Raw genomic sequence first — 22,682 nt, 5'->3', positions numbered from 1 at the left:
CATTAACCCTTTAATGTCGCTGCTATCAGCAAACTGCATATGAGGCAGTTTCCGTTTAATTTCCGATACGATATCGCAATAAAATTAATATTATGAATTCCCGACAACAATCTATTTTGCAGATGGTGACTGATAAAGGTCAGATGAGCGTTGCCGAACTGGCAAAAATCACCGGTGTCTCAGAAGTGACGATTCGACAGGATCTGAACACACTGGAGAAACAGAGCTATTTACGCCGTGCGCACGGTTTTGCTGTTTCATTGAACAGTGATGATGTGGAAACGCGCATGATGACTAATTTTACGCTGAAGCGTGAGCTGGCCGAATTTGCCGCATCTTTGGTAAGCCCTGGCGAGTCCGTATTCATTGAAAACGGCAGCAGCAATGCGCTCTTGGCCAGAACGCTGGCGGAGCAAAAAGATGTCACCATCATTACCGTCAGCAGCTATATAGCCCATCTGCTGAAAGAAACCCCCTGCGAAGTGATTCTCCTTGGCGGCATCTATCAGAAAAAAAGCGAAAGCATGGTGGGGCCCTTAACTCGCCAGTTCATCCAGCAGGTACACTTCAGCAAGGCCTTTATCGGCATTGATGGCTGGCAGGCTGACACCGGCTTCACCGGACGCGACATGATGCGTTCTGATGTGGTTAACGCGGTGCTGGAAAAAGGTGCAGAAGTTATTGTACTTACTGACAGCTCAAAATTCGAAGCCATTCACCCTTACACACTGGGTCCATTAGAGCGATTCAGCCGCGTAGTCACGGATTCCAGACTCAGCGCCAGCGTACAAATGCAGCTCGAGCATTCAGGATTAACCGTCAATATCATTGATGCGCACGCATAAAATCTTCAGCAGATGATTTGTCAGTCGGCAAATCATCTCCTCTCTGAGAGTTATCTGACAGTCCAATTAAGACTTTTTACCTGTCGTTAACAGGATTAAGTCGTAAAATTAATGTTAGCGATATAACAGGAACGAACCTCCAATCTCAGGATAGTGTTTGTCATGCCTTCGCTAAACGGTTTCACGGAAATATCTTCGTTAGCCTAAATTTAGCGCTATTCTTAAAGAAAACTGGATTCCGTGAATCAATAATTCAGGAGAAAGTATTATGTTAGTAACGAGCAAAAAAATGACCGCTGCCATTTTGGCGATTACTCTGGCAATGTCGCTGAGTGCCTGCTCTAACTGGTCCAAACGTGACCGTAACACCGCAATTGGTGCTGGTGCTGGTGCAATCGGTGGTGCAGTCCTGACTGACGGCAGCACGCTGGGCACGCTGGGTGGTGCTGCAGTAGGTGGTATTATTGGCCACCAGGTGGGTAAATAATTTACGGTTAAACGGCTCGATATAATAATACGTTTACTTTTTCAGGTCTGTATTATTAAAAAGCCACGGAAAATTCCGTGGCTTTTTTTATTAACCGCCAGCCAATTTAACTTTCATTCCTTTGGCTTCCAGCAGCGATTTAATCAGGTCGCGTTTATCACCCTGTATCTCAATCACGCCATCCTTCACTGCCCCGCCGCAACCACATTTTTTCTTCAGTTCCGCAGCTAATTTGGTCAGTTCAGCATCGTCCTGATCTATTCCAGTAATCAGGCACACGCCCTTACCTTTGCGGCCACTGGTCTGTCGCTGGATACGGACAATGCCGTCGCCTTTGGGACGCTCTGGGACGGCTTTCGGTTCATCAATACGCCCGGTGTCAGTTGAGTAGACCAGACGAGAATTTGAGTCGTTCATTTACGCACCTCGTTTCAGGGAGGCATTGATCATCTTCAGCGTCTGCGCCGGATCTGCCGACTGCGTAACTGGACGACCAATAACCATATAATCCACACCAACTGACTGTGCTTGTTCCGGCGTCATAATACGACGCTGGTCGCCTGCCTCGCTACCTTCAGGGCGAATACCCGGCGTTACCAGTTTAAATGCCTGGCCAAATGCCTGCTTGAATCGCACCGCTTCCTGCGCGGAGCATACGACGCCATCCAAACCACAATGTTGGGTTAAGCGCGCCAGCCTTTCCGCATGCTCCGCAGGTGACAACGTCACGCCAAGGTCGGCAAGATCGCTGGCTTCCATACTGGTCAGAACTGTTACTGCAATCAGCAGCGGCGCATCCTTACCAAAAGGCACCAGGGCTTCACGTGCAGCGGTCATCATACGCGCCCCACCTGAAGCATGAACGTTAACCATCCACACGCCAAGCTCGGCAGCTGCCGCAACGGCATGCGCGGTAGTGTTGGGAATATCATGAAATTTCAAATCAAGAAAGACGTCAAAGCCACGCTGTTGTAGATCGCGAACCAACTGAGGTCCAAAAAGCGTGAACATCTCTTTGCCCACTTTCAAACGGCAATCACGAGGATCAATTCTGTCGACAAAAGCTAATGCTTTATCACGATTGGAATAATCGAGAGCGACAACGACAGGAGAATCAGTAACAGCACGAGAAGAAGATGAAGCAGTAAACGTCATGACCAGACCTTCCTGAGGATGGGCGCCATCAGCGGCGCAAAATGGGTAAACGGCGTGCATTCTACCTGCGGCAATAGAAAATTAACAGGCGCGATTACATTTCTGCCAGGCGAATTTGGCAACGGAGGTTGAGGATGGATTGGTTACACATCATTAGCATGTTGTAACTAAAGTGAAGTTTTTTTAAAAATTACAGCCCATCAAGTCCGCGAATAGGCTTAATGGTTGACCATGAGCGACAGGATGGGCAGTGCCAGTACAGTGTATATGCGGTAAATCCGCACTTCTGGCAACGGTAGCGCGGCTTGCTGCGCACCTGCTCCCCAACCATATCGCGCAGAACCATCAGGCTCTCTTTCGCGCGCCCTTCTTCTGCTTCGTTAAGATGGTAATCCATCAACTTGTGGAACACGCGCATCGTAGGATGGCGTTGTAGCTGGCGGGTAATATAAACCTGAGCGGTATCAGTCCCCTCACGCGCTTCAAGAATATCGGCCAGCATCAGCTCGGCGGCGGCGCCAGTATTCTCCTCAACAGCCCGACGTAAAAACTCGGCCCACTCATCGTTTTTCCCAAGATGCTGGTAACAGCTTTGCAGCATTTCCAGCGTTTCGCTGACCAGTTCTTTATCCTGAGAAATCACGCGTTGTAGACATTCAACGGCCTTCGCATAATCGCCTTTCACCATGTACACCCGGCCCATCATGATGGAAACCCGGGCACTATTTTTGTCTGCCGCAGCCCCTTTTTTCAACAGCGTCATGGCGCGATCCATATCGTCGCTGCCCATCTGCTGTAAGGCCAGTTCGCAGTAGAAGTGGGCGATCTCAATACGCTGTTTATCTTTACCGAGCTTCACAAGGCGTTCTGCGACATCAATCGCTTTCTGCCATTCGCTGGTCGCCTGATAAATTTGCAGCAGTTGCTGTAATGCACCGACGCGAAAATCTGTTTCATCGGTAAGCTGATTAAACATGTCTTCCGCGCGGTCGTACAGACCTGCGGCCATGTAGTCGCGCCCCAGCTGTTGTACGGCCAACAAACGCTGCTCGTAGGTCAGCGAAGCACTTTCCATTAACGTTTGATGGATGCGGATTGCGCGGTCGACTTCACCGCGCGAGCGAAACAGGTTTCCGAGGGTGAGATGAGCCTCAACGGTGCCCGTATCCTCTTTTAGCATATCGAGGAACAGATCCACCGCTTTGTCTTGTTGGTTGCTCAGGAGGAAGTTAACCCCGGCGACATAGTCACGGGAAAGACGGTTAGCTTCATCCTGCTTGGTTTGTTGCGCACTTCTGCGACCCATATACCACCCATAGGCAGCGGCTACAGGCAAAAGCAGAAACAACAACTCCAACATAAATAATTATTCCTTCACAACCGACGAATCGGCAGAAACCGCAACGTCGGTCGCAGGCGTAAGCTGGTTTTCCAGTCGTTTGATTTTACGTTCGGCACGCGCAAGAGACACACGAACCTTCAGCCAGAAAAGGCCGCAAATTAACCAACCAATCGCAAAACCTGCGGCAAACAATACAGCAAGCAGCGTAGAGATACGATACTCACCCTGAGCCAGCAGGTAATTAAACGTAACCTGTTGATCGTTTTGCGCACCTAATGTCACCGAAATAACAAAAATCGCCAACACCAGTAAGAAAATGAGTAAATATTTCACATTACTTCCCGTTATGTGGTTTGAGCGAATAAATCGTGTACAACTTACCGCGTTGAGCCCTTTAAATTACCATTTTCACAACGAGTGCGAAACGGAAAAGCGCTTTCCCCTTTCTGATTTAAGGGCAAAATTCGAAAAATCAATCATGGCTAACTTTCTTGTTCACGCTGAGCGATTTCTTTTTCCTCCTGCACAGGCGGCGTTAATGGTCCGCATACCCGCTGCGCAAGCCATGTCGCCAGCGTTACCAGCAACCATGAAATCAGCGTTGCAACAACCAAATCACGGGGCCAGTGCATGCCTAATAGCAAGCGACTGCCCATAACGCCCGTAGCCCAGATAAGTAAAAACACAATTGTCAGCGTACGTCGGCGTGGCCATAACAGCCCTACGGCCAGTAAAGCCCAACTGGCGGCAAACATCGTATGCCCTGACGGAAAGGCAAACCCTGTTTCTTTTTGCCAGTGCTTACGTAGAAACGTCGGAATATCCTGTTGTTCGGCCAATTGCTCTTTAACTAAGTGACCACGTTCTTTACGTTTTAAAGTGTAGAACTCATCAACCGGAATATGGTGCGTTTTTTCCAGCCACACGACAAAGGGCCGAGGTTCCTGCACCCTGTCTTTAACCCAGGACTTCACGCCCTGACCGACTAAAATGGCCGCAGCCAGGATCGCAAACAGCATTACCGCAGCTTTCAGACGAAAACGCAGACACCACAGAAACCATGCACAGAGAACAACGTGAGTGATAATGCCCCACGGCTGCGTCACCGTTTCCGTTATCCAGTACAGAGATTTTAGCCACCAAACGTTATGTCCCGGCTGCCAGCTCCAGCCCGATACCCATACGGCAACCGGCATAATAAGTAGCAGCCCAGCCCCGACCGCAGTGCGCTTTGCAATTGACAGCATTGCCTCTCCTTTCGTCGATAAGTCTCACAATCATAACTGAAAAAAGCGCATGCCGGGGAAATTGACAATTTTGTGCCATTCCAAAAGCGAATCCGTTGTCGCGATTAGGTGAACATCGTTGCCTTATGGCAAAATAGTGCAATATAGAACAGAAGCCAACAGGCGACGGCACGACAGTGCCAGCATAATCTGGAGAATTACATGCAGCTTAAACGTGTGGCAGAAGCCAAACTGCCAACCCCCTGGGGTGATTTCCTGATGGTGGGATTTGAAGAACTGGCAACCGGACACGATCACGTCGCACTGGTTTTTGGCGATATCACAGGCCAAACGCCTGTCCTGGCCCGTGTCCACTCCGAATGTCTGACTGGCGATGCATTGTTTAGCCTGCGTTGCGATTGCGGTTTCCAGCTCGAAGCGGCTCTCACCCATATTGCTGAAGAAGGGCGCGGTATCCTGCTTTATCATCGTCAGGAAGGACGCAATATCGGCCTGCTCAATAAAATCCGCGCCTACGCGTTGCAGGACCAGGGTTATGATACCGTTGAAGCTAACCATCAGTTGGGCTTTGCGGCAGATGAGCGTGATTTCACGCTGTGTGCGGATATGTTCAAGCTGCTTGGTGTGGACGAAGTTCGTTTGCTGACCAATAACCCGAAAAAAGTGGAAATTCTGACCGAAGCGGGAATCAATATTGTTGAACGCGTGCCGCTGATTGTGGGTCGTAACCCGAACAATGAACATTACCTGGACACCAAAGCCGCCAAGATGGGACATTTGCTGGGCAAGTAATAGTTGTTACCGCCGATAATAAAGCCTGCTCTCGCAGGCTTTTTACATTCTAGCTCAACATATTACGAATCACGTAGTGCAGAATGCCATCGTTTTGGTAGTACGTTAGCTCCGTCGCGGTATCGATACGGCAGCGGCATAAAACAACTTCTTTACGTCCATCCGAGCGAACCATACTCACCGGCACTGTTGCACCCGGTTTGATGTTTTGCAGATCCGTAATATCGATCGCTTCCTCACCGGTTAGTCCCAGCGTTTTACGCGTGACGCCCTGTGGGAATTCCAGCGGCAAAATCCCCATACCAATCAGGTTAGAACGGTGAATTCGCTCAAAGGATTCAGCGATAACCACGCGAACCCCCAGCAAGCGCGGGCCTTTTGCCGCCCAGTCGCGACTGGAGCCAGAGCCATACTCTTTCCCGGCAATAACCGCCAAGGGAATATTCTCCTGTTGATATTGCATAGCCGCATCATAGATAGCCACTACCTCAGTTCCCGGCAAATGACGCGTCATCCCACCTTCCACGCCGGGCACCATCTCATTGCGAATACGAATATTGGCAAAGGTACCGCGCATCATTACTTCATGATTCCCGCGCCGCGAACCGTAGGAGTTAAAATCTTTACGCTCTACGCCGTGGCTTTGCAGATAACGCCCCGCCGGGCTGTCCGGCTTAATACTACCTGCAGGAGAAATATGGTCGGTGGTGACGGAATCTCCAAGCATTGCAAGGATACGCGCACCATGAATGTCCTGGACCGGATCCGGCGTCGCCTGCATACCATCGAAGAACGGCGACAAGCGGATATAGGTTGAGTCAGACTGCCAGCCATAGGTATCAGCCCGATCGACCTGGATTGCTTTCCATTCAGGCGTGCCTTCAAACACTTCAGCATACTCTTTATGGAACATGGCGGTAGAAACCTGCTCCACGGCACGGGCAATTTCCTGAGCCGTCGGCCAGATATCTTTCAGATATACGGGATCGCCCTTTCTGTCATGCCCTAACGGATCTTTAGTCAGATTGATGTTCATATTCCCCGCCAGCGCATAGGCCACCACCAGCGGCGGAGACGCCAACCAGTTGGTCTTCACGAGCGGATGGATACGCCCCTCAAAGTTTCGGTTGCCGGAAAGCACAGCACCAACGGTGAGGTCGCCTTTTTTGATAGCAGTCTCGATAGGATCGGGTAACGGACCCGAGTTACCGATACAGGTGGTACAGCCATAACCTACAAGGTTAAATCCCAGCTCATCAAGGTACGGCGTGAACCCTGCCTGCGCCAGATAATCAGACACCACCTTCGATCCTGGCGCCAGCGAGGCTTTCACCCATGGCTGACGTTTCAGACCAAGCGTCACTGCTTTTTTCGCCAGCAGCCCCGCCGCCATCAATACGCTTGGGTTAGAGGTGTTGGTACAGGAAGTGATCGCTGCAATAACCACAGCACCATCCGGCAGCTGGTACTGGTGACCGTTCATTGCATAGTCCACTGGCTGGCGATCTTTCAGCGAGCTATTCACTTCGAGTTCATTACTCGCCGAAAACGCTTTCGGGACATCAGCCAGTGCCACCCGATCCTGCGGACGCTTCGGTCCGGCAAGGCTAGCTTCTACACTGCCCATATCCAGCTCCAGTGAACTGGTAAATACGGGTTCATCCCCAGGATTACGCCACATTCCCTGCGCTTTGGCATAGGCGCTGACCAGCTCAACCTGCTCCTCACTGCGCCCACTCAGACGCATATATTCAAGAGTGATGCTATCGATCGGGAAGAAACCGCAGGTTGCGCCGTATTCCGGTGACATGTTCGCAATGGTTGCCCGATCGGCCAGCGGTAAGGTGTCCAGCCCATCACCGTAGAATTCAACGAATTTACCGACCACGCCGTGCCTACGCAGCATCTGGGTGACGGTTAAAACCAGGTCAGTAGCGGTGATGCCTTCCCGCAGTTTTCCCACCAGTTTGAAGCCCACAACATCCGGGATAAGCATAGAGACCGGTTGACCCAGCATTGCTGCTTCGGCCTCAATGCCTCCAACGCCCCATCCCAGCACACCGAGACCATTAATCATTGTCGTATGGGAATCGGTTCCGACCAACGTGTCAGGGTAAGCCACCCACTCACCGTCCTGTAACTCGCTCCAGACGGCTTTGCCGAGGTATTCAAGGTTAACCTGGTGGCAAATCCCCGTTCCTGGTGGTACAACGCTGAAGCGACTAAATGCCTGCTGTCCCCATTTCAGGAACACATAACGCTCATGGTTACGTTCCATTTCCAGGCGTACGTTTTCTTCGAAAGCATCATCATCACCAAAACGGTCCACCGTTACCGAGTGGTCAATGACAAGGTCCACTGGCGAAAGCGGATTCACCTTTGCTGTATCTCCGCCCAAACGTTTCACCGCTTCGCGCATGGCGGCCAGATCGACCACCGCCGGCACGCCGGTAAAATCCTGCATCAGAACACGAGCGGGTCGATAGGCAATTTCACGATCGGCATGGGCAGTCTTCAGCCAATGCGCGAGCGCATGAATATCATCTTCGGTTACGGAATTACCATCCTGCCAACGAAGCAGGTTTTCCAGTAACACTTTCAGCGATTTGGGTAGTCGGGTGATATCACCCAGTGATTTAGCGGCCAGAGGTAAACTGTAGTAGCGGTAGGTTTTGTCTTTAACCTGCAATGTGTCCTTACTGGCTTCTCGTAGGGTCGACGACATAGCTCCTCCTTAAATGACAGGGTTGGATCCCCTGATTTCCTCAGGGTTAGTATTAAAGATAACACAAACAAAATGTAACGCTTTGATAACAACTCAAATTGATAAAAGTAGCGCGCGATACAAAAGCGCGAAGTGAGGTCAATGGTAGGGAGTAAGGTCTAGCCGTGTAGATGAATAGGATGAATATTCAGCAGGCAATAGCGCAATCGATAATACGTTGATTAGGTGGCTGATGGTGAATACATGGGATAAACGATTCGATATTTAAGGCCACGAGGTAATCGTTATTATTATAAAATACGTACGAATTATTGTTTCTGTTTATCATCATCGGTTAACAGATCAATAAACGCCTGTTGTTCAGGAGAAAGATTCCAGGATTCGGGTATCTTTGGATCCTTCTCGGCTACGGTTTTGCTCTCTTGCTCATGGTCATGAGACGCTGGCGTCACGGTAGAGTGCTGCTCCGGTGCGGACATACTTACCCCCACACGTTCCAGGCCACGAGTGCGACAATAATCCAGAATATCGCAGAGCCAAGAAACACGGCGAACCAGGCTTTACGTTTCATCGCGGGATCCCGGCGTGCAGGCTGGTTTCCTGAAGGCATCGCTAACCTCATACTATCGAAATCACTTATCATTTAGGCACCAAACAATTGGTACAATTAATCATCAGATAGGAGGAATCCTAATAAAAAAGGCGAAAAAAAGCCAGTTAATTTTCGGACTCGATCTGATAAATAAATCAATTGTTTGATCAATTATGAATATTTGAGAGTGATTTTTGGCAAGCTGACTAATTTGAAACTACTTTAGAGAACTTTTTCCATAAATAATATATGGTTAATATATAGGAGGAGAAATAATGAATAAATTAAGACTCTCCCGTCGGTATCACTTTATGCTTACGGCTTACGGATACCGACAAGGTAACAACCGTTATTATTTCTCAGGCAATTTAATATCTTTAAACATGGCTTCAATATCATCGTTGGAACGTAGAGCCACCGCCGTGTCCACCACATCACGCGTCAGATGCGGCGCGAAACGTTGAATGAAATCATACATGTAACTGCGTAAGAAGGTGCTGCGACGAAAACCAATTTTGGTGGTGCTATGGCTGAAGATATCGTGCGCATCCACACGTACCAGGTCAGGATCGGAAACAGGATCAACCGCCATACTGGCAATTACACCCACGCCGAGCCCCAGACGGACATAGGTTTTAATAACATCGGCATCGGTCGCGGTAAAAACAATACGCGGCTCCAGACCCGCACGGTTAAACGCGGTGTCCAGCTCCGAACGCCCGGTAAATCCAAAGGTGTAGGTTACCAGTGGATACTGTGCCAGTTCCTCAATAGAAACCGAGGATTTTCCCGCCAGCGGATGATCCGGCGTGACGACAATCGAACGGTTCCAGTGGTAGCAAGGTAACATCACCAGATCGTCATACAGATGCAGGGCTTCCGTCGCGATGGCAAAATCCGCATTCCCTTTCGAGACGGCTTCGGCAATTTGCGTCGGCGATCCCTGATGCATATGCAATGAAACACGAGGATATCGCTCAATAAAACCTTTAATCACGTTCGGCAAAGCGTAACGTGCCTGGGTGTGCGTGGTGGCGATATACAGCGAGCCTTTATCCGGCCAGGTATGTTCGCCAGCAACGGACTTAATAGCATCTACCTTAGACAGTACTTCGCGCGCAATACGGATAACTTCCTGCCCCGCAGGCGTAACCTGGGTCAGATGCTTACCGCTACGGGCGAAAATCTGGATGCCAAGTTCATCTTCCAGCATACGAACTTGCTTACTGATACCGGGCTGAGAGGTATAAAGCCCTTCCGCCGTTGAGGAGACATTAAGGTTGTGGTTCACCACCTCAACAATGTAGCGAAGCTGCTGTAATTTCATGTTATGCCATCCCGATTCGCGCCATCAAATCATCGTTTCAGTGCAGGCTCGTGGGCGCTGCTAATACGATTTAATAATAAAAAGTCTGTTAACTATAACCACTATATCATTTATATGTACGCTGTATAGGTATGACAAAAAATAATATGCCAGAAACAAAAAGGGCCGCTTACGCGACCCTTTGAGGAGAAATTCAGCCGAAACGCTGTTATTTCTTCCCTTCTACCCATTTACCGTCAACGAAGAACGCGGACCAGCCAGTCGCCTTACCGTCTTTCTCAGCGGCAACGTATTGCTGCTTGGTTTTACGGCTGAAACGAACCATAGACTTGTTACCATCCGGGTCAGTTTGCGGCGCATCTGCCAGATAACGCAGTTTTTCCGGCAGGCGATCGCGGAAGCGGTACAACTCTTCCACCAACGGCGCACGAGTCTCACGTGATTTCGGGAACGTATTGGCCGCCAGGAAGATACCTGCAGCACCATCACGTAACACGAAATACGCGTCAGATTTTTCACACGGCAGTTCCGGTAGCGGAACCGGATCTTCTTTCGGCGGAGCAACTTCACCGTTACGCAGGATCTTACGGGTATTTTTACACTCGTCGTTGGTACACGCCATGTATTTGCCGAAACGTCCCATTTTCAGGTGCATTTCAGAACCACATTTTTCGCACTCTACGATAGGACCGTCATAACCCTTGATACGGAATTCACCCTCTTCGATCTCGTAGCCGTCGCAGGTTGGGTTATTACCACACACATGCAATTTACGCTTAGGATCGATGAGATAACTGTCCATTGCCGTACCGCACTTCTGGCAGCGGCGTTTGGCGCGCAATGCGTTCGTTTCCGCGTCATCGCCTTCCAGCACGTTCAATACTTCGTTTTCCGGCACCAGGTTAATGGTGGTTTTGCAACGCTCTTTCGGGGAAAGTGCGTAGCCGGAGCAACCAAGGAAAACGCCGGTACTGGCGGTACGAATACCCATCTTGCGTCCGCAGGTCGGGCAATCAATGCTGGTCAGCACCATCTGGTTCGGACGCATACCGCCTTCTTCAGGATCTTTCTCGGCTTTATCTAACTGCTGAGTAAAATCAGTGAAGAAGTTGTCGAGTACGCCCTTCCATTCGGCTTCGTGATTCGCCACCTGGTCGAGGCTGTCTTCCATCTGCGCGGTAAAATCGTAGTTCATCAGCTCGCGGAAGTTTTCTTCCAGACGATCGGTGACGATTTCACCCATTTTTTCAGCGTAGAAGCGACGGTTTTCAACGCGAACATAACCGCGATCCTGAATCGTAGAGATGATCGACGCATAGGTGGATGGACGACCAATGCCACGCTTTTCAAGCTCTTTAACCAGCGAAGCTTCACTGAAGCGTGCAGGCGGCTTGGTGAAGTGCTGCGCAGGTGTCAGCTCGATAAGCGTCAAGGTATCGCCTTTGTCCACCGCCGGTAAGATGCGATCTTCATCGCCCTTACGCAGTGCTGGCATCACTTTGGTCCAACCATCGAAACGCAGAATACGACCACGCGCTTTCAGACGGAAATCACCCGCACCCACGGTCAGGGTGGTAGAGTCATATTTCGCTGGCGTCATCTGGCAAGCTACAAACTGGCGCCAGATCAGCTGATACAGTTTTTGCGCATCGGCTTCCATATCTTTCAGCGACTCCGCCAGTACGGCGACATCGGAAGGACGGATAGCTTCGTGTGCTTCCTGCGAGTTCTCTTTACTGGCGTACTGGTTCGCGCTCTCCGGCAAATATTTTTTGCCAAAATTATCACTGATGTAATCGCGAACCATGGTGACAGCATCCTGGCTCAGGTTGGTTGAGTCAGTACGCATGTAAGTGATGTAACCCGCTTCATACAAGCGCTGCGCCATCATCATGGTTTTCTTCACACCAAAGCCCAGACGCGTGCTCGCAGCCTGCTGTAGCGTGGAGGTAATGAACGGTGCGCTCGGCTTGCTGCTTGTCGGTTTATCTTCACGTTCCAGGACGCTATAGCGCGCTTTTTCCAACAGGCTAACAGCGGCAAGCGTTTGTTCCCGATTTACAGGACGGAACGGTTTGTCATTTTGATGCGTCACCTCAAGCGGCAACGCGTCGCCGCCCGGCGTGGTCGTGTTAGCATCAATTTCCCAGAACTCTTCTGGAACAAATGCTTTGATTTCGCGTTCACGCTCAACCACCAGACGCACAGCCACAGACTGTACGCGACCGGCAGACAGACCACGCGCAATTTTTTTCCACAGCAGTGGCGACACCATATAACCCACAACACGGTCCATAAAGCGGCGCGCCTGTTGCGCATTAACACGATCGATGTTCAACTCGCCCGGTTTTTCAAACGCCTGGCGAATAGCATTTTTGGTAATTTCGTTAAACACCACGCGGCTGTAGCGGGTGTCGTCGCCACCGATGACTTCCCGCAGGTGCCATGCAATGGCTTCCCCTTCGCGGTCAAGGTCGGTTGCGAGATAGATGTGGTCGGCTTTTTCAGCCAGTTGCTTCAGTTCAGAAACAACTTTCTCTTTACCAGGCAGCACTTCATAGCGCGCATCCCAGTTGTGCCACGGGTCAACACCCATACGGTTGACGAGAGCGCCACGTTCATCCTTTTTGGGCTTTTTAGCCGTTTTGGTGGAGGTTGAGTCGGCGCTCTTTTTAGTTGCTGAGCCACTGGTCGGCAAATCACGGATATGACCGACGCTGGATTTCACCACGTAGTCATTACCCAGATACTTGTTGATCGTTTTGGCTTTTGCCGGGGACTCAACGATGACAAGAGCTTTACCCATATTCACCTTTACCTAATTTGATTCTTCCAGAATGCGTCGCACGTTGATTCACCTTCCACTGGCGACGAGACATCGATATGGTCTCTGCGTCGGCGGATATCAACCCCTTAAACTGTTTCGCGCTTGTAATGTAACTCTCATGTAACTGAGTTAACAGGCTTTTTTTCTCACAAACGCTCTAGCACGACGAAGTATTGGTCGAATGTCAAGCAAATCTGTTGCCAGATTGACGAAAGCGTCACACTGTACCTGATAAAATGCGTTACGCAACTTTATTAGCATGCAAAAACAAATCTCGCCAGTTGTAACACTGTCGTAAAACCTTCATTTATGTCAGGGAATATTTGCCCATAAGGCGGGCTCAGCGTAGACTAATGTCCTTGTTTAAGGAGTAAATCATGCATAAAGACACTCAACCCATCGATCGCGAAACACTGCTGATTGAAGCCAACAAAATCATTCGTGAGCATGAGGACACGCTGGCGGGGATTGTCGCCACCGGCGTTACGCAGCGAAACGGCGTGCTGGTTTTCAGCGGAGATTACTTTTTAGACGAGCAAGGGCTACCAACGCCCAAAAGTACGGCTGTGTTTAATATGTTTAAACACCTGGCGCACGTACTTTCTGAAAAGTATCACTTGATCGATTAACTCGAGAAATAATTTGCCGGATGGCGGCAACGCCTTATCCAGCCTACATTGATGCCTATTTGTAGGCCGGATAGGATATGTGAGCATCGCTATCCGGCAATGACAATTTTACATCAGTGGCTTCTGCCCCCGCTGCCACCAGCGCATCAGCAAACGATCGGCGCTCTCCGCCGCACTACCGGTAAAACGATCCATCAGCTTTTTACGCTGCAGATAGCGAACGTTCAACACTTCACGACCGTCCATCAGCCCGAGGATCACCTCATCGCTGGTATTGATCTCATCCACCAGCCCATTTGCCAGCGCCTGTTGACCAAACCAGTGTTCACCCGTGGCAACCTGCTCAATGTCCAGAGTCGGGCGCATACGATGGACAAAATCTTTAAACAAATGATGTGTTTCGTTCAGATCTTCACGGAATTTCTGCCGCCCTTCTTCCGTGTTCTCGCCAAGCAACGTCAGCGTACGCTTGTACTGTCCGGCGGTGTGCAGTTCGATATCAATATCTTTCCCTTTCAGGAAGCGGTTAAAGTTCGGGATCTGCGCCACCACGCCAATTGAGCCGACGATAGCAAACGGCGCCGAAACAATTTTATCTGCCACGCAGGCCATCATATATCCGCCGCTCGCAGCGACTTTATCTACCGTGACGGTCAGTGGGATCTGCTTATCGCGCAGGCGTTGTAACTGGGACGCAGCCAGGCCATAACCATGTACCACACCGCCCGGGCTTTCCAGACGAACCACCACCTGATCCTGAGGTTTAACAACCGCCAGCACCGCCGTCACCTCTTCACGTAATGCGCTGACCTCATGGGCATCCATACTGCCTTTAAAATCAAGCACCCATACACGAGGTTTATCTGATGACGTACTGTCACCCAGTTTCGCTTTTGCCTTGGCGGCCTTCGCCTCCAGCTTCTGTTTCTTTTTCTGCGCCTTATGCCAGAATTTTTGCTGATGCCCATCCAATAAGGCCAGCGACAGATCTTCCTTCATCTCTTTATATTGATCGCTGAGGTTAATAACCCGCAATTCCCCACGCTGACGTTTGCGTTGTGTCGCGTTTACGATCAGCATCACCACCACTGCAATAGCCACCACGACAGTGACAATTTTTGCCAAAAACAGCCCATATTCAGACAACAATTCCACAAGACCCACCTTGGTTAAACAACGCGACTTCCGCTCAGTGTACAACAGGTGTGTCACCTCGTCTTGCTTCATACATCCAGTGCTGAATCAGTAAAAAGCATGACAAAGCGTTCATTTTGCGGTGTTATTGCCTTTGGCTGATTGAAAAAGAACAGGGTTTAAGGCATAAAGCCCAAAAGTTATTGCGAACGAGATGGCCAGGGCGTCGCCGAGGAGTAGCCGTGCATTACCAACCTAAACAAGACCTTTTACAGGGCCGCATTATTCTTGTCACCGGTGCCAGCGATGGTATCGGACGCGAAGCCGCGCAGAGCTATGCACGCTATGGCGCGACCGTTATCCTGCTTGGGCGTAACGAAGAAAAACTGCGTCAGGTTGCCCGCACTATCGCCGATGAAAACGGAACACAACCACAGTGGTTTACACTGGATTTACTGACCTGTACCTCTGAAGAATGTCACCAGCTTGCGCAACGCATTGCCGCACATTTCCCGCGTCTGGATGGCGTACTGCATAACGCCGGATTACTCGGCGATATTTGCCCAATGAGTGAACAAAACCCGCTGGTCTGGCAGGATGTGATGCAGGTAAATGTGAATGCCACTTTTATGCTGACTCAGGCATTGCTGCCGTTGTTACTCAAATCCGATGCCGGATCGCTGGTCTTTACCTCTTCCAGCGTTGGCCGCCAGGGACGCGCCAATTGGGGTGCATATGCCACCTCAAAATTTGCAACCGAAGGGATGATGCAGGTTCTGGCTGATGAGTATCAAAACCGTCATCTGCGCGTAAACTGTATCAATCCTGGTGGAACACGAACAGGTATGCGAGCCAGTGCATTCCCCACGGAAGATCCACAAAAATTGAAAACTCCCGCCGATATTATGCCGCTCTACCTGTGGCTGATGGGCGATGACAGCCGCCGTAAAACCGGTATGACTTTTGACGCCCAGCCGGGCCGTAAACCAGGAATTGCCCAATGAGTGAAGAACGCTATCAGCAACGTCAACAGCGCGTAAAAGCTCGGGTTGACGCACGCGTTGCCGCCGCTACGGACGAGCGCGGGATCATCATCGTATTCACCGGAAATGGTAAGGGTAAAACCACCGCCGCATTCGGTACCGCCACGCGCGCGGTGGGCCACGGTAAAAAAGTCGGCGTCGTACAATTTATTAAAGGTACGTGGCCAAACGGAGAACGTAACTTACTTGAACCCCACGGCGTAGAGTTTCAGGTTATGGCAACAGGATTTACCTGGGAAACGCAAAACCGTGAGTCCGACACCGCGGCCTGTATGGCCGTGTGGGAACACGGTAAGCGGATGCTGGCCGACGATAAACTGGATATGGTGGTGCTGGACGAGCTGACCTATATGGTGGCATACGACTATCTGCCGCTTGAAGAGGTCATCACTGCCCTAAACGCGCGCCCTGCCCATCAAACGGTGATTATCACCGGCCGTGGATGTCATCGCGATATTCTGGAGTTAGCGGATACGGTCAGCGAGTTGCGCCCGGTCAAGCATGCGTTTGAAGCGGGCGTGAAGGCCCAGATAGGGATTGATTACTGACAGTTGGCCGGATAAGGCGCTTGCGCCGCATCCGGCTCCACGCTAAGGCCTGATGGCGCTTTGCTTATCAGGCCTGGTCATAATTAACCGTTGTTGCTACGACCACCCGGACGACGGCTGCTACCGACCTGTGAATGGCGCTTCACCGCACGACGGATCTGATTTGCCTTCATGCGACGACGATCTTTCTCGACGGCAACTTTAGATGTCGTTTCCGGCTTCAGTTCCACCAGTTCACGCAGATAGTTGGTCTGCGCGAGGTCAAGCTCGGTCCAGCCACCACGCGGCAGGCCTTTCGGCAGCGGGATATCACCGTAACGAACACGAATAAGACGGCTTACCTGTACACCTACAGCTTCCCACAGGCGACGGACTTCACGGTTACGCCCTTCGGTCAGCGTGACGTTATACCACTGGTTGATCCCTTCACCACCGCTGAACTTGATCGTTTTAAATGCCGCCGGACCATCTTCCAGCTGTACGCCACGACTCAGATCGCGCAGTTTTGCATCATCAACCTGACCAAACACACGTACCGCATATTCACGTTCAACTTCACGGCTTGGGTGCATCAGACGGTTAGCCAGTTCACCATCGGTGGTAAACAGCAGTAAACCGCAGGTATTCACGTCCAGACGCCCTACGGCAATCCAGCGAGCATCACGCAGTTTTGGCAAACGATCGAACACGGTCGGACGACCTTCCGGGTCGTTGCGGGTACACAGTTCACCTTCTGGTTTGTAATAGGCCAGAACGCGGCAGATTTGCTCTGCAGACTCTTTAACCGAAATCAGATGACCGTCGATACGGATTTTCAGACCCGGAGTGACTTCAACGCGATCGCCGAGCGTGGCAATTTTGCCATCAACGCTCACGCGACCTGCGGCAATAATAGATTCGATTTCACGGCGAGAACCGTGGCCAGCGCGCGCCAGCACTTTTTGTAACTTTTCGCTCATAGAGCTTCCTTTAGATGTCGCCTTCACAGGCGTCGAACAGGAGAATCAACGGCGCCAGTCAGCGCCATTTTAAGGCCGCGTAGTATAGCGGTTCGCGCCCTTATAAGAAAGGTTTAACGTCGCCGACGCCTTCACGCAACACCACCGGGGAATCGTCGGTTAAATCGATGACTGTGGTCGGCTGCTGACCGAGATAGCCACCGTGAATAATCAAATCCACCAGTTTTTCCAGACGGTCTTTAATCTCTTCCGGGTCTGACTCAGTAAATTCACTGCCCGGCAGCATCAGCGATGTAGAGAGCATCGGCTCGCCCAGTGCTTCCAGCAGCGCCAGCGCAATCGGATTCGATGGCACACGCAGGCCGATGGTCTTACGTTTTTCCTGCAACAAACGGCGCGGAACTTCTTTCGTCCCTTTCAGGATGAAGGTGTAGTTACCCGGCGTGTTGTTTTTAATTAAACGGAATGCCACGTTGTCGACAAAAGAATAGGTCGACAGTTCGGACAGGTCACGACACATCAGCGTAAAGTTGTGCCCGTCCGGCAGATGACGGATGCGGCAAATGCGCTCCATGGCGCCTTTATCTTCAATTTTGCAGCCCAACGCATAGCCGGAATCGGTTGGATAGACGATCACCCCACCTTTACGCACGATTTCAACGGCCTGATTGATCAGTCGCTGCTGCGGGTTTTCGGGATGAATATAAAAAAACTGACTCATACTTTCCTCTCTGTGATCTCGGGCTGCTCCCAAAGTTGCCAGACGCCTTCTACGCCTGCGGGCAACCAAAGTTTACGACCCAACTCAATCCATGGGCAGGGTAGATGAAAATCAGACCCTTGCGATGCCCACAGTTGATGCGAACGCGCAAGCGTCGCCAGATGGGTGCGTTCATTGGGCGACTGCTGGCACTGTGCTACTTCCATCGCGTCGCCGCGATGTTCAGCAAAATGCGCAACCAGTCTTTTCAGCCACTTAGCGCTAAGATCGTACCGCCCAGGATGAGCCAGAACAGCCTTACCGCCAGAATGATGAATGACATCAATAGCTTGTTCTATTGTACACCACTGTGGCGGAACGTAACCGGTTTTCCCACGGGCAAGATATTTTTTAAAGACATCCGCCATGGTTGTGGCTTTTCCGCATTCCATCAGGAAACGCGCAAAATGGCCCCGCGTAACCGCCCCGCCATCAGCCAGGCGTAACGCCCCTTCCCACGCGCCGGGGATATGCGCTTTGTCGAGTCGTTCGGCAATCAGGCGCGCACGCTGCTGACGACGTTCCGTTTGTTGCGCCAGAAACTCACACATCATGGGATGGGCGATATCAATGTTCAGACCCACTATATGGATCTCATGGTTTTCCCAGACCGTTGATATCTCTACGCCAGGGATCAAATTTAAGGCTAAACCTGAACGTGAAATTTCTTCTCTTGCCGCCGCAATGCCGGCCGTGGTGTCATGATCGGTGATCGCCAGTGTACCGACTCGCATCTCTACCGCACGGTGTACTAAGGCTTCTGGCGTTAACCGCCCATCGGAGGCTGTAGTATGACTGTGCAGGTCATAAATCACTGCGTAATTCGTGTCGCTCAAGGCGGCTCCCGTTTCAATAAATGTCGTATCACGCCCATCATAGCGGTTTCGACAAATATACTGAAATCAGGTGTTGACTTTATTCCATCGAACTAGTTAACTAGTACGCAAGTTCACATGAAGAAGGTATCTGAGATGAAAGCAACATTTGTTCTGCACGGTTGGTGGCGCACTTCCTGATTTCGGGCAGTGTCTTACGTCTGCAATATGCAACCAGATACCCGGCCCGCCAAATGAGCGGGCTTTTTTTTGAACAAAATTAATGAGAATAACGATGCAAACTCAAAAACCGACACTCGAACTGCTTGCCTGCGATGCCGCCTACCGTGAGAATCCGACGGCGCTGTTTCATCAGGTGTGTGGCGCACGTCCAGCAACACTGCTGCTGGAATCTGCAGACATCGACAGCAAAGACGATCTGAAGAGCCTGCTGCTGGTTGACAGCGCATTACGCATTACCGCTCTCGGTGACACTGTCAATATTCAGGCATTGTCCGCAAACGGCGCATCGCTGCTGCCCCTGCTGGATGCTGCCCTGCCCGCTGGCGTTGAGAACGAACAACAGCCGAATGGTCGTCATCTGCGATTCCCTGCCGTCAGCCCACTGCTCGATGAAGACGCCCGCTTATGCTCCCTGTCCGTATTTGATGCATTCCGTTTATTGCAGGAGCTGGTGAATGTTCCTGTGCAAGAACGTGAAGCGATGTTCTTCGGCGGTCTTTTTTCCTACGACCTGGTTGCCGGTTTTGAAGATTTACCTCAGCTTGAAGCGGGCAACCGTTGCCCTGACTACTGCTTCTATCTGGCAGAAACGCTGATGGTTATCGACCACCAGAAAAAAAGCACGCGTATTCAGTCCAGTATTTTTACCCCCAATGATGCGGAAAAACAGCGTCTTAACGCTCGGCTGGCGCAGTTGAGCCAGCAGCTTACCGAGCCTGCGCCGCCGTTGCCGGTCACTGAAGTCCCGCAGATGCGCTGCGAGTGTAATCAGAGCGATGAAGAGTTTGGCGCCGTAGTTCGTGGCATGCAAAAAGCGATTCGCGCAGGCGAAATTTTCCAGGTGGTGCCATCCCGCCGTTTCTCGCTGCCCTGCCCATCTCCTCTGGCGGCCTACTATGTGCTGAAGAAAAGTAACCCCAGCCCATACATGTTTTTCATGCAGGACAACGATTTCACGCTGTTTGGCGCCTCCCCGGAAAGCTCGCTGAAATATGATGCCACCAGCCGCCAGATAGAGATCTACCCGATTGCTGGTACTCGCCCGCGCGGTCGTCGTGCGGACGGTTCGCTTGATCGCGATCTCGACAGCCGTATCGAGCTGGAGATGCGTACCGACCATAAAGAGCTTTCTGAGCACCTGATGCTGGTTGACCTTGCGCGTAACGACCTGGCGCGCATCTGTACGCCTGGCAGCCGCTATGTTGCTGACCTCACAAAAGTCGATCGTTACTCCTTCGTTATGCACCTGGTTTCGCGCGTGGTCGGCGAATTGCGTAGCGATCTGGATGTTCTGCATGCTTACCGCGCCTGTATGAATATGGGCACGTTAAGCGGAGCGCCAAAAGTTCGCGCCATGCAGCTTATCGCCGAGGCAGAGGGTCGTCGCCGTGGCAGCTACGGCGGTGCGGTAGGTTACTTCACGGCGCATGGCGATCTGGATACCTGTATTGTCATTCGCTCCGCCCTCGTGGAAGACGGTATTGCCACCGTACAAGCAGGTGCCGGGATTGTTCTGGATTCTGTACCGCAGTCTGAAGCCGATGAAACCCGTAATAAAGCGCGTGCGGTTCTGCGTGCTATCGCTACCGCGCACCACGCACAGGAGACCTTCTAATGGCTGACATTCTGCTGCTTGATAACATCGATTCTTTTACCTACAACCTGGCGGATCAGCTGCGTACTAATGGTCACAACGTGGTGATTTACCGCAACCATATTCCGGCCCAGACGTTGATTGACCGCTTAGCAACCATGAAAAATCCGGTGCTGATGCTTTCTCCAGGACCAGGTGCGCCAAGCGAAGCAGGTTGCATGCCGGAGCTGTTAACCCGTTTACGCGGCAAGCTGCCAATCATCGGTATTTGTCTGGGACACCAGGCCATTGTTGAAGCCTATGGTGGATATGTGGGCCAGGCCGGAGAGATCCTGCACGGCAAAGCGTCCAGCATTGAACACGACGGTCAGGCGATGTTTGCTGGTCTGGCGAATCCGCTGCCGGTGGCACGCTATCATTCGCTGGTTGGCAGCAACGTACCTGCTGGATTGACCATTAACGCCCACTTTAACGGCATGGTGATGGCGGTGCGTCACGATACCGATCGCGTCTGCGGCTTCCAGTTCCATCCGGAATCAATTCTGACCACCCAAGGCGCGCGTTTGCTGGAACAAACGCTGGCATGGGCGCAACAGAAGCTTGAACAAACTAATACGCTGCAACCCATTCTGGAGAAACTGTATCAGGCCCAGACGCTGTCCCAGCAGGAAAGCCACCAGCTGTTTTCCGCAGTCGTTCGCGGTGAACTGAAGCCGGAACAACTGGCTGCGGCGCTGGTGAGCATGAAAATTCGTGGCGAACACCCGAATGAAATTGCCGGTGCAGCAACCGCGCTGCTGGAAAATGCCGCGCCGTTCCCGCGTCCTGATTATCTGTTCGCCGATATTGTCGGTACCGGCGGCGACGGCAGCAACAGTATCAATATTTCTACCGCCAGCGCCTTTGTTGCGGCAGCTTGCGGACTGAAAGTTGCCAAACATGGCAACCGCAGCGTCTCCAGCAAGTCTGGCTCTTCGGATCTGTTAGCGGCATTTGGCATCAATCTGGATATGAACGCTGATAAATCCCGTGAGGCGCTAGACGACCTCGGGGTGTGCTTCCTGTTTGCGCCGAAATATCACACCGGTTTTCGCCATGCCATGCCGGTACGCCAGCAGTTGAAAACCCGCACGCTGTTTAACGTGCTCGGCCCGTTGATTAACCCGGCGCATCCGCCGCTGGCGTTGATCGGCGTTTACAGCCCGGAACTGGTGCTACCGATTGCTGAAACGCTGCGTGTGCTGGGATATCAACGAGCAGCCGTGGTGCACAGTGGTGGCATGGACGAAGTTTCGCTGCATGCGCCGACCATTGTGGCAGAGCTGCACGATGGGGAAATCAAGAGTTATCAACTGACGGCAGAAGACTTTGGTTTGACGCCTTACCACCAGGAACAGCTGGCTGGCGGCACGCCGGAAGAAAACCGTGACATTCTTAGTCGCTTGTTACAAGGTAAAGGTGAAGCCGCTCATGAAGCTGCTGTTGCCGCGAATGTCGCCATGTTAATGCGCCTGCACGGTGAAGAAGATTTAAAAGCCAATGCGCAAACCGTGATTAATGTACTGCGTAGCGGTGCGGCCTATGACCGCGTCACTGCACTGGCAGCAAGAGGGTAAAT

At 51.5% G+C, this 22,682-nt stretch carries 23 protein-coding genes and 1 other annotated feature; of the genes, 9 read left to right on the top strand and 14 right to left on the bottom strand.

What is annotated here, in order from left to right:
• The first annotated feature begins 92 nt into the window (after positions 1-92).
• Positions 93-845 carry a DNA-binding transcriptional regulator YciT gene (yciT, locus tag OGY33_RS06915; RefSeq protein WP_003020580.1) on the top strand — a complete coding sequence of 251 codons (753 nt, stop codon included), beginning with the start codon at positions 93-95 and terminating at the stop codon, positions 843-845.
• 268 nt (positions 846-1,113) lie between these two features.
• Positions 1,114-1,332 carry an osmotically-inducible lipoprotein OsmB gene (gene osmB / locus OGY33_RS06910; RefSeq protein WP_003020583.1) on the top strand — a complete coding sequence of 73 codons (219 nt, stop codon included), beginning with the start codon at positions 1,114-1,116 and terminating at the stop codon, positions 1,330-1,332.
• A 90-nt stretch (positions 1,333-1,422) separates the two neighbouring features.
• On the opposite strand, the gene yciH is transcribed toward osmB, so the two are convergent.
• The 5 genes from yciH to pgpB all read right to left on the bottom strand — a co-directional run bounded on the left by yciH (position 1,423) and on the right by pgpB (position 5,076).
• The gene (gene yciH / locus OGY33_RS06905; protein ID WP_003833315.1) at positions 1,423-1,749 is read right to left on the bottom strand and encodes a stress response translation initiation inhibitor YciH; all 327 of its coding nucleotides are present in this window, start codon (positions 1,747-1,749) and stop codon (positions 1,423-1,425) included.
• Positions 1,750-2,487, bottom strand: a complete 738-nt coding sequence (pyrF, locus tag OGY33_RS06900; protein ID WP_156174809.1) for an orotidine-5'-phosphate decarboxylase — start codon at positions 2,485-2,487, stop codon at positions 1,750-1,752.
• Between the two features lie 190 nt (positions 2,488-2,677).
• Positions 2,678-3,847, bottom strand: a complete 1,170-nt coding sequence (lapB, locus tag OGY33_RS06895; protein WP_003833317.1) for a lipopolysaccharide assembly protein LapB — start codon at positions 3,845-3,847, stop codon at positions 2,678-2,680.
• Between the two features lie 6 nt (positions 3,848-3,853).
• A complete protein-coding gene (locus OGY33_RS06890; RefSeq protein ID WP_003020595.1) occupies positions 3,854-4,162 on the bottom strand; it encodes a LapA family protein in 309 nt (102 codons plus the stop codon).
• A gap of 149 nt (positions 4,163-4,311) precedes the next feature.
• Positions 4,312-5,076 carry a phosphatidylglycerophosphatase B gene (pgpB, locus tag OGY33_RS06885; RefSeq protein ID WP_032943604.1) on the bottom strand — a complete coding sequence of 255 codons (765 nt, stop codon included), beginning with the start codon at positions 5,074-5,076 and terminating at the stop codon, positions 4,312-4,314.
• A gap of 201 nt (positions 5,077-5,277) precedes the next feature.
• Here pgpB and ribA point away from each other — a divergent pair, with 201 nt between their 5' ends.
• Positions 5,278-5,868, top strand: a complete 591-nt coding sequence (ribA, locus tag OGY33_RS06880; RefSeq protein WP_003020601.1) for a GTP cyclohydrolase II — start codon at positions 5,278-5,280, stop codon at positions 5,866-5,868.
• Between the two features lie 49 nt (positions 5,869-5,917).
• Here ribA and acnA read toward each other — a convergent pair whose 3' ends face one another.
• The 5 genes from acnA to topA all read right to left on the bottom strand — a co-directional run bounded on the left by acnA (position 5,918) and on the right by topA (position 13,318).
• Positions 5,918-8,593 (bottom strand): aconitate hydratase AcnA, encoded by a 2,676-nt coding sequence (acnA, locus tag OGY33_RS06875; protein WP_048216264.1) that lies wholly within the window; start codon positions 8,591-8,593, stop codon positions 5,918-5,920.
• 308 nt (positions 8,594-8,901) lie between these two features.
• Positions 8,902-9,072, bottom strand: a complete 171-nt coding sequence (locus OGY33_RS06870) for a YciX family protein (protein WP_165787407.1) — start codon at positions 9,070-9,072, stop codon at positions 8,902-8,904.
• Positions 9,073-9,074: 2 nt separating this feature from the next.
• Positions 9,075-9,215: a YmiA family putative membrane protein gene (locus OGY33_RS06865; RefSeq protein ID WP_213732144.1), complete on the bottom strand. Its 141-nt coding sequence runs from the start codon at positions 9,213-9,215 to the stop codon at positions 9,075-9,077.
• A gap of 322 nt (positions 9,216-9,537) precedes the next feature.
• Entirely contained in the window at positions 9,538-10,512 is a 975-nt protein-coding gene (gene cysB / locus OGY33_RS06860; protein WP_003020610.1) for an HTH-type transcriptional regulator CysB, read from the bottom strand.
• Positions 10,513-10,720: 208 nt separating this feature from the next.
• Positions 10,721-13,318, bottom strand: coding sequence for a type I DNA topoisomerase (gene topA, locus OGY33_RS06855; RefSeq protein WP_003833325.1), 2,598 nt, complete (start codon positions 13,316-13,318; stop codon positions 10,721-10,723).
• 398 nt (positions 13,319-13,716) lie between these two features.
• On the opposite strand from topA, the gene OGY33_RS06850 reads away from it, so the two are divergent.
• Positions 13,717-13,968 (top strand): YciN family protein, encoded by a 252-nt coding sequence (locus OGY33_RS06850; RefSeq protein ID WP_003020616.1) that lies wholly within the window; start codon positions 13,717-13,719, stop codon positions 13,966-13,968.
• Positions 13,969-14,076: 108 nt separating this feature from the next.
• Here the strand turns inward: OGY33_RS06850 and sohB are convergent, their stop codons facing one another.
• Positions 14,077-15,123, bottom strand: coding sequence for a protease SohB (sohB, locus tag OGY33_RS06845; protein ID WP_048216263.1), 1,047 nt, complete (start codon positions 15,121-15,123; stop codon positions 14,077-14,079).
• 221 nt (positions 15,124-15,344) lie between these two features.
• Between sohB and OGY33_RS06840 the strand changes: the two genes are divergently transcribed.
• Together OGY33_RS06840 and cobO are read left to right on the top strand one after the other, a co-directional pair.
• Positions 15,345-16,106, top strand: coding sequence for a YciK family oxidoreductase (locus tag OGY33_RS06840; RefSeq protein ID WP_191238463.1), 762 nt, complete (start codon positions 15,345-15,347; stop codon positions 16,104-16,106).
• The gene (cobO, locus tag OGY33_RS06835; protein ID WP_191238462.1) at positions 16,103-16,693 is read left to right on the top strand and encodes a cob(I)yrinic acid a,c-diamide adenosyltransferase; all 591 of its coding nucleotides are present in this window, start codon (positions 16,103-16,105) and stop codon (positions 16,691-16,693) included. The genes OGY33_RS06840 and cobO overlap by 4 nt, the downstream gene beginning before the upstream one ends.
• An 83-nt stretch (positions 16,694-16,776) precedes the next feature.
• Here the strand turns inward: cobO and rluB are convergent, their stop codons facing one another.
• The 3 genes from rluB to rnm all read right to left on the bottom strand — a co-directional run bounded on the left by rluB (position 16,777) and on the right by rnm (position 19,248).
• On the bottom strand, positions 16,777-17,652 hold the full coding sequence (rluB, locus tag OGY33_RS06830) for a 23S rRNA pseudouridine(2605) synthase RluB (RefSeq protein ID WP_003020625.1): 876 nt from the start codon (positions 17,650-17,652) through the stop codon (positions 16,777-16,779).
• Between the two features lie 100 nt (positions 17,653-17,752).
• The gene (locus OGY33_RS06825) at positions 17,753-18,373 is read right to left on the bottom strand and encodes an L-threonylcarbamoyladenylate synthase (RefSeq protein WP_003833336.1); all 621 of its coding nucleotides are present in this window, start codon (positions 18,371-18,373) and stop codon (positions 17,753-17,755) included.
• On the bottom strand, positions 18,370-19,248 hold the full coding sequence (rnm, locus tag OGY33_RS06820) for an RNase RNM (protein ID WP_008784938.1): 879 nt from the start codon (positions 19,246-19,248) through the stop codon (positions 18,370-18,372). Before rnm ends, OGY33_RS06825 begins: the two co-directional genes overlap by 4 nt.
• 135 nt (positions 19,249-19,383) lie before the next feature.
• Between rnm and trpL the strand changes: the two genes are divergently transcribed.
• The 3 genes from trpL (at position 19,384) to trpD (ending at position 22,680) form a co-directional block, all read left to right on the top strand.
• A complete protein-coding gene (gene trpL, locus OGY33_RS06815; protein ID WP_012905981.1) occupies positions 19,384-19,428 on the top strand; it encodes a trp operon leader peptide in 45 nt (14 codons plus the stop codon).
• Positions 19,405-19,499 (top strand) — a sequence feature (Trp leader region). (Overlaps the previous gene by 24 nt.)
• A gap of 23 nt (positions 19,500-19,522) precedes the next feature.
• Positions 19,523-21,085 (top strand): anthranilate synthase component 1, encoded by a 1,563-nt coding sequence (locus OGY33_RS06810; RefSeq protein WP_191238461.1) that lies wholly within the window; start codon positions 19,523-19,525, stop codon positions 21,083-21,085.
• A complete protein-coding gene (gene trpD, locus OGY33_RS06805) occupies positions 21,085-22,680 on the top strand; it encodes a bifunctional anthranilate synthase glutamate amidotransferase component TrpG/anthranilate phosphoribosyltransferase TrpD (RefSeq protein WP_008784940.1) in 1,596 nt (531 codons plus the stop codon). The genes OGY33_RS06810 and trpD overlap by 1 nt, the downstream gene beginning before the upstream one ends.
• Positions 22,681-22,682 lie beyond the last annotated feature (2 nt).

Source organism: Citrobacter sp. Cpo032, from assembly GCF_030332975.1.
GTDB lineage: Bacteria > Pseudomonadota > Gammaproteobacteria > Enterobacterales > Enterobacteriaceae > Citrobacter > Citrobacter portucalensis.
Note: the sequence above shows the minus strand (reverse complement) of the source record. Positions and strands in the feature narration are given on the sequence as shown.

Coding starts and splice junctions, on each gene's coding strand:
- yciT (WP_003020580.1), top strand. CDS start 93: ATGAATTCCCGACAACAATCTATTTTGCAGATGGTGACTGATAAAGGT.
- osmB (WP_003020583.1), top strand. CDS start 1,114: ATGTTAGTAACGAGCAAAAAAATGACCGCTGCCATTTTGGCGATTACT.
- yciH (WP_003833315.1), bottom strand. CDS start 1,749: ATGAACGACTCAAATTCTCGTCTGGTCTACTCAACTGACACCGGGCGT.
- pyrF (WP_156174809.1), bottom strand. CDS start 2,487: ATGACGTTTACTGCTTCATCTTCTTCTCGTGCTGTTACTGATTCTCCT.
- lapB (WP_003833317.1), bottom strand. CDS start 3,847: ATGTTGGAGTTGTTGTTTCTGCTTTTGCCTGTAGCCGCTGCCTATGGG.
- pgpB (WP_032943604.1), bottom strand. CDS start 5,076: ATGCTGTCAATTGCAAAGCGCACTGCGGTCGGGGCTGGGCTGCTACTT.
- ribA (WP_003020601.1), top strand. CDS start 5,278: ATGCAGCTTAAACGTGTGGCAGAAGCCAAACTGCCAACCCCCTGGGGT.
- acnA (WP_048216264.1), bottom strand. CDS start 8,593: ATGTCGTCGACCCTACGAGAAGCCAGTAAGGACACATTGCAGGTTAAA.
- OGY33_RS06870 (WP_165787407.1), bottom strand. CDS start 9,072: ATGTCCGCACCGGAGCAGCACTCTACCGTGACGCCAGCGTCTCATGAC.
- OGY33_RS06865 (WP_213732144.1), bottom strand. CDS start 9,215: ATGAGGTTAGCGATGCCTTCAGGAAACCAGCCTGCACGCCGGGATCCC.
- cysB (WP_003020610.1), bottom strand. CDS start 10,512: ATGAAATTACAGCAGCTTCGCTACATTGTTGAGGTGGTGAACCACAAC.
- topA (WP_003833325.1), bottom strand. CDS start 13,318: ATGGGTAAAGCTCTTGTCATCGTTGAGTCCCCGGCAAAAGCCAAAACG.
- OGY33_RS06850 (WP_003020616.1), top strand. CDS start 13,717: ATGCATAAAGACACTCAACCCATCGATCGCGAAACACTGCTGATTGAA.
- cobO (WP_191238462.1), top strand. CDS start 16,103: ATGAGTGAAGAACGCTATCAGCAACGTCAACAGCGCGTAAAAGCTCGG.
- rluB (WP_003020625.1), bottom strand. CDS start 17,652: ATGAGCGAAAAGTTACAAAAAGTGCTGGCGCGCGCTGGCCACGGTTCT.
- OGY33_RS06825 (WP_003833336.1), bottom strand. CDS start 18,373: ATGAGTCAGTTTTTTTATATTCATCCCGAAAACCCGCAGCAGCGACTG.
- OGY33_RS06810 (WP_191238461.1), top strand. CDS start 19,523: ATGCAAACTCAAAAACCGACACTCGAACTGCTTGCCTGCGATGCCGCC.
- trpD (WP_008784940.1), top strand. CDS start 21,085: ATGGCTGACATTCTGCTGCTTGATAACATCGATTCTTTTACCTACAAC.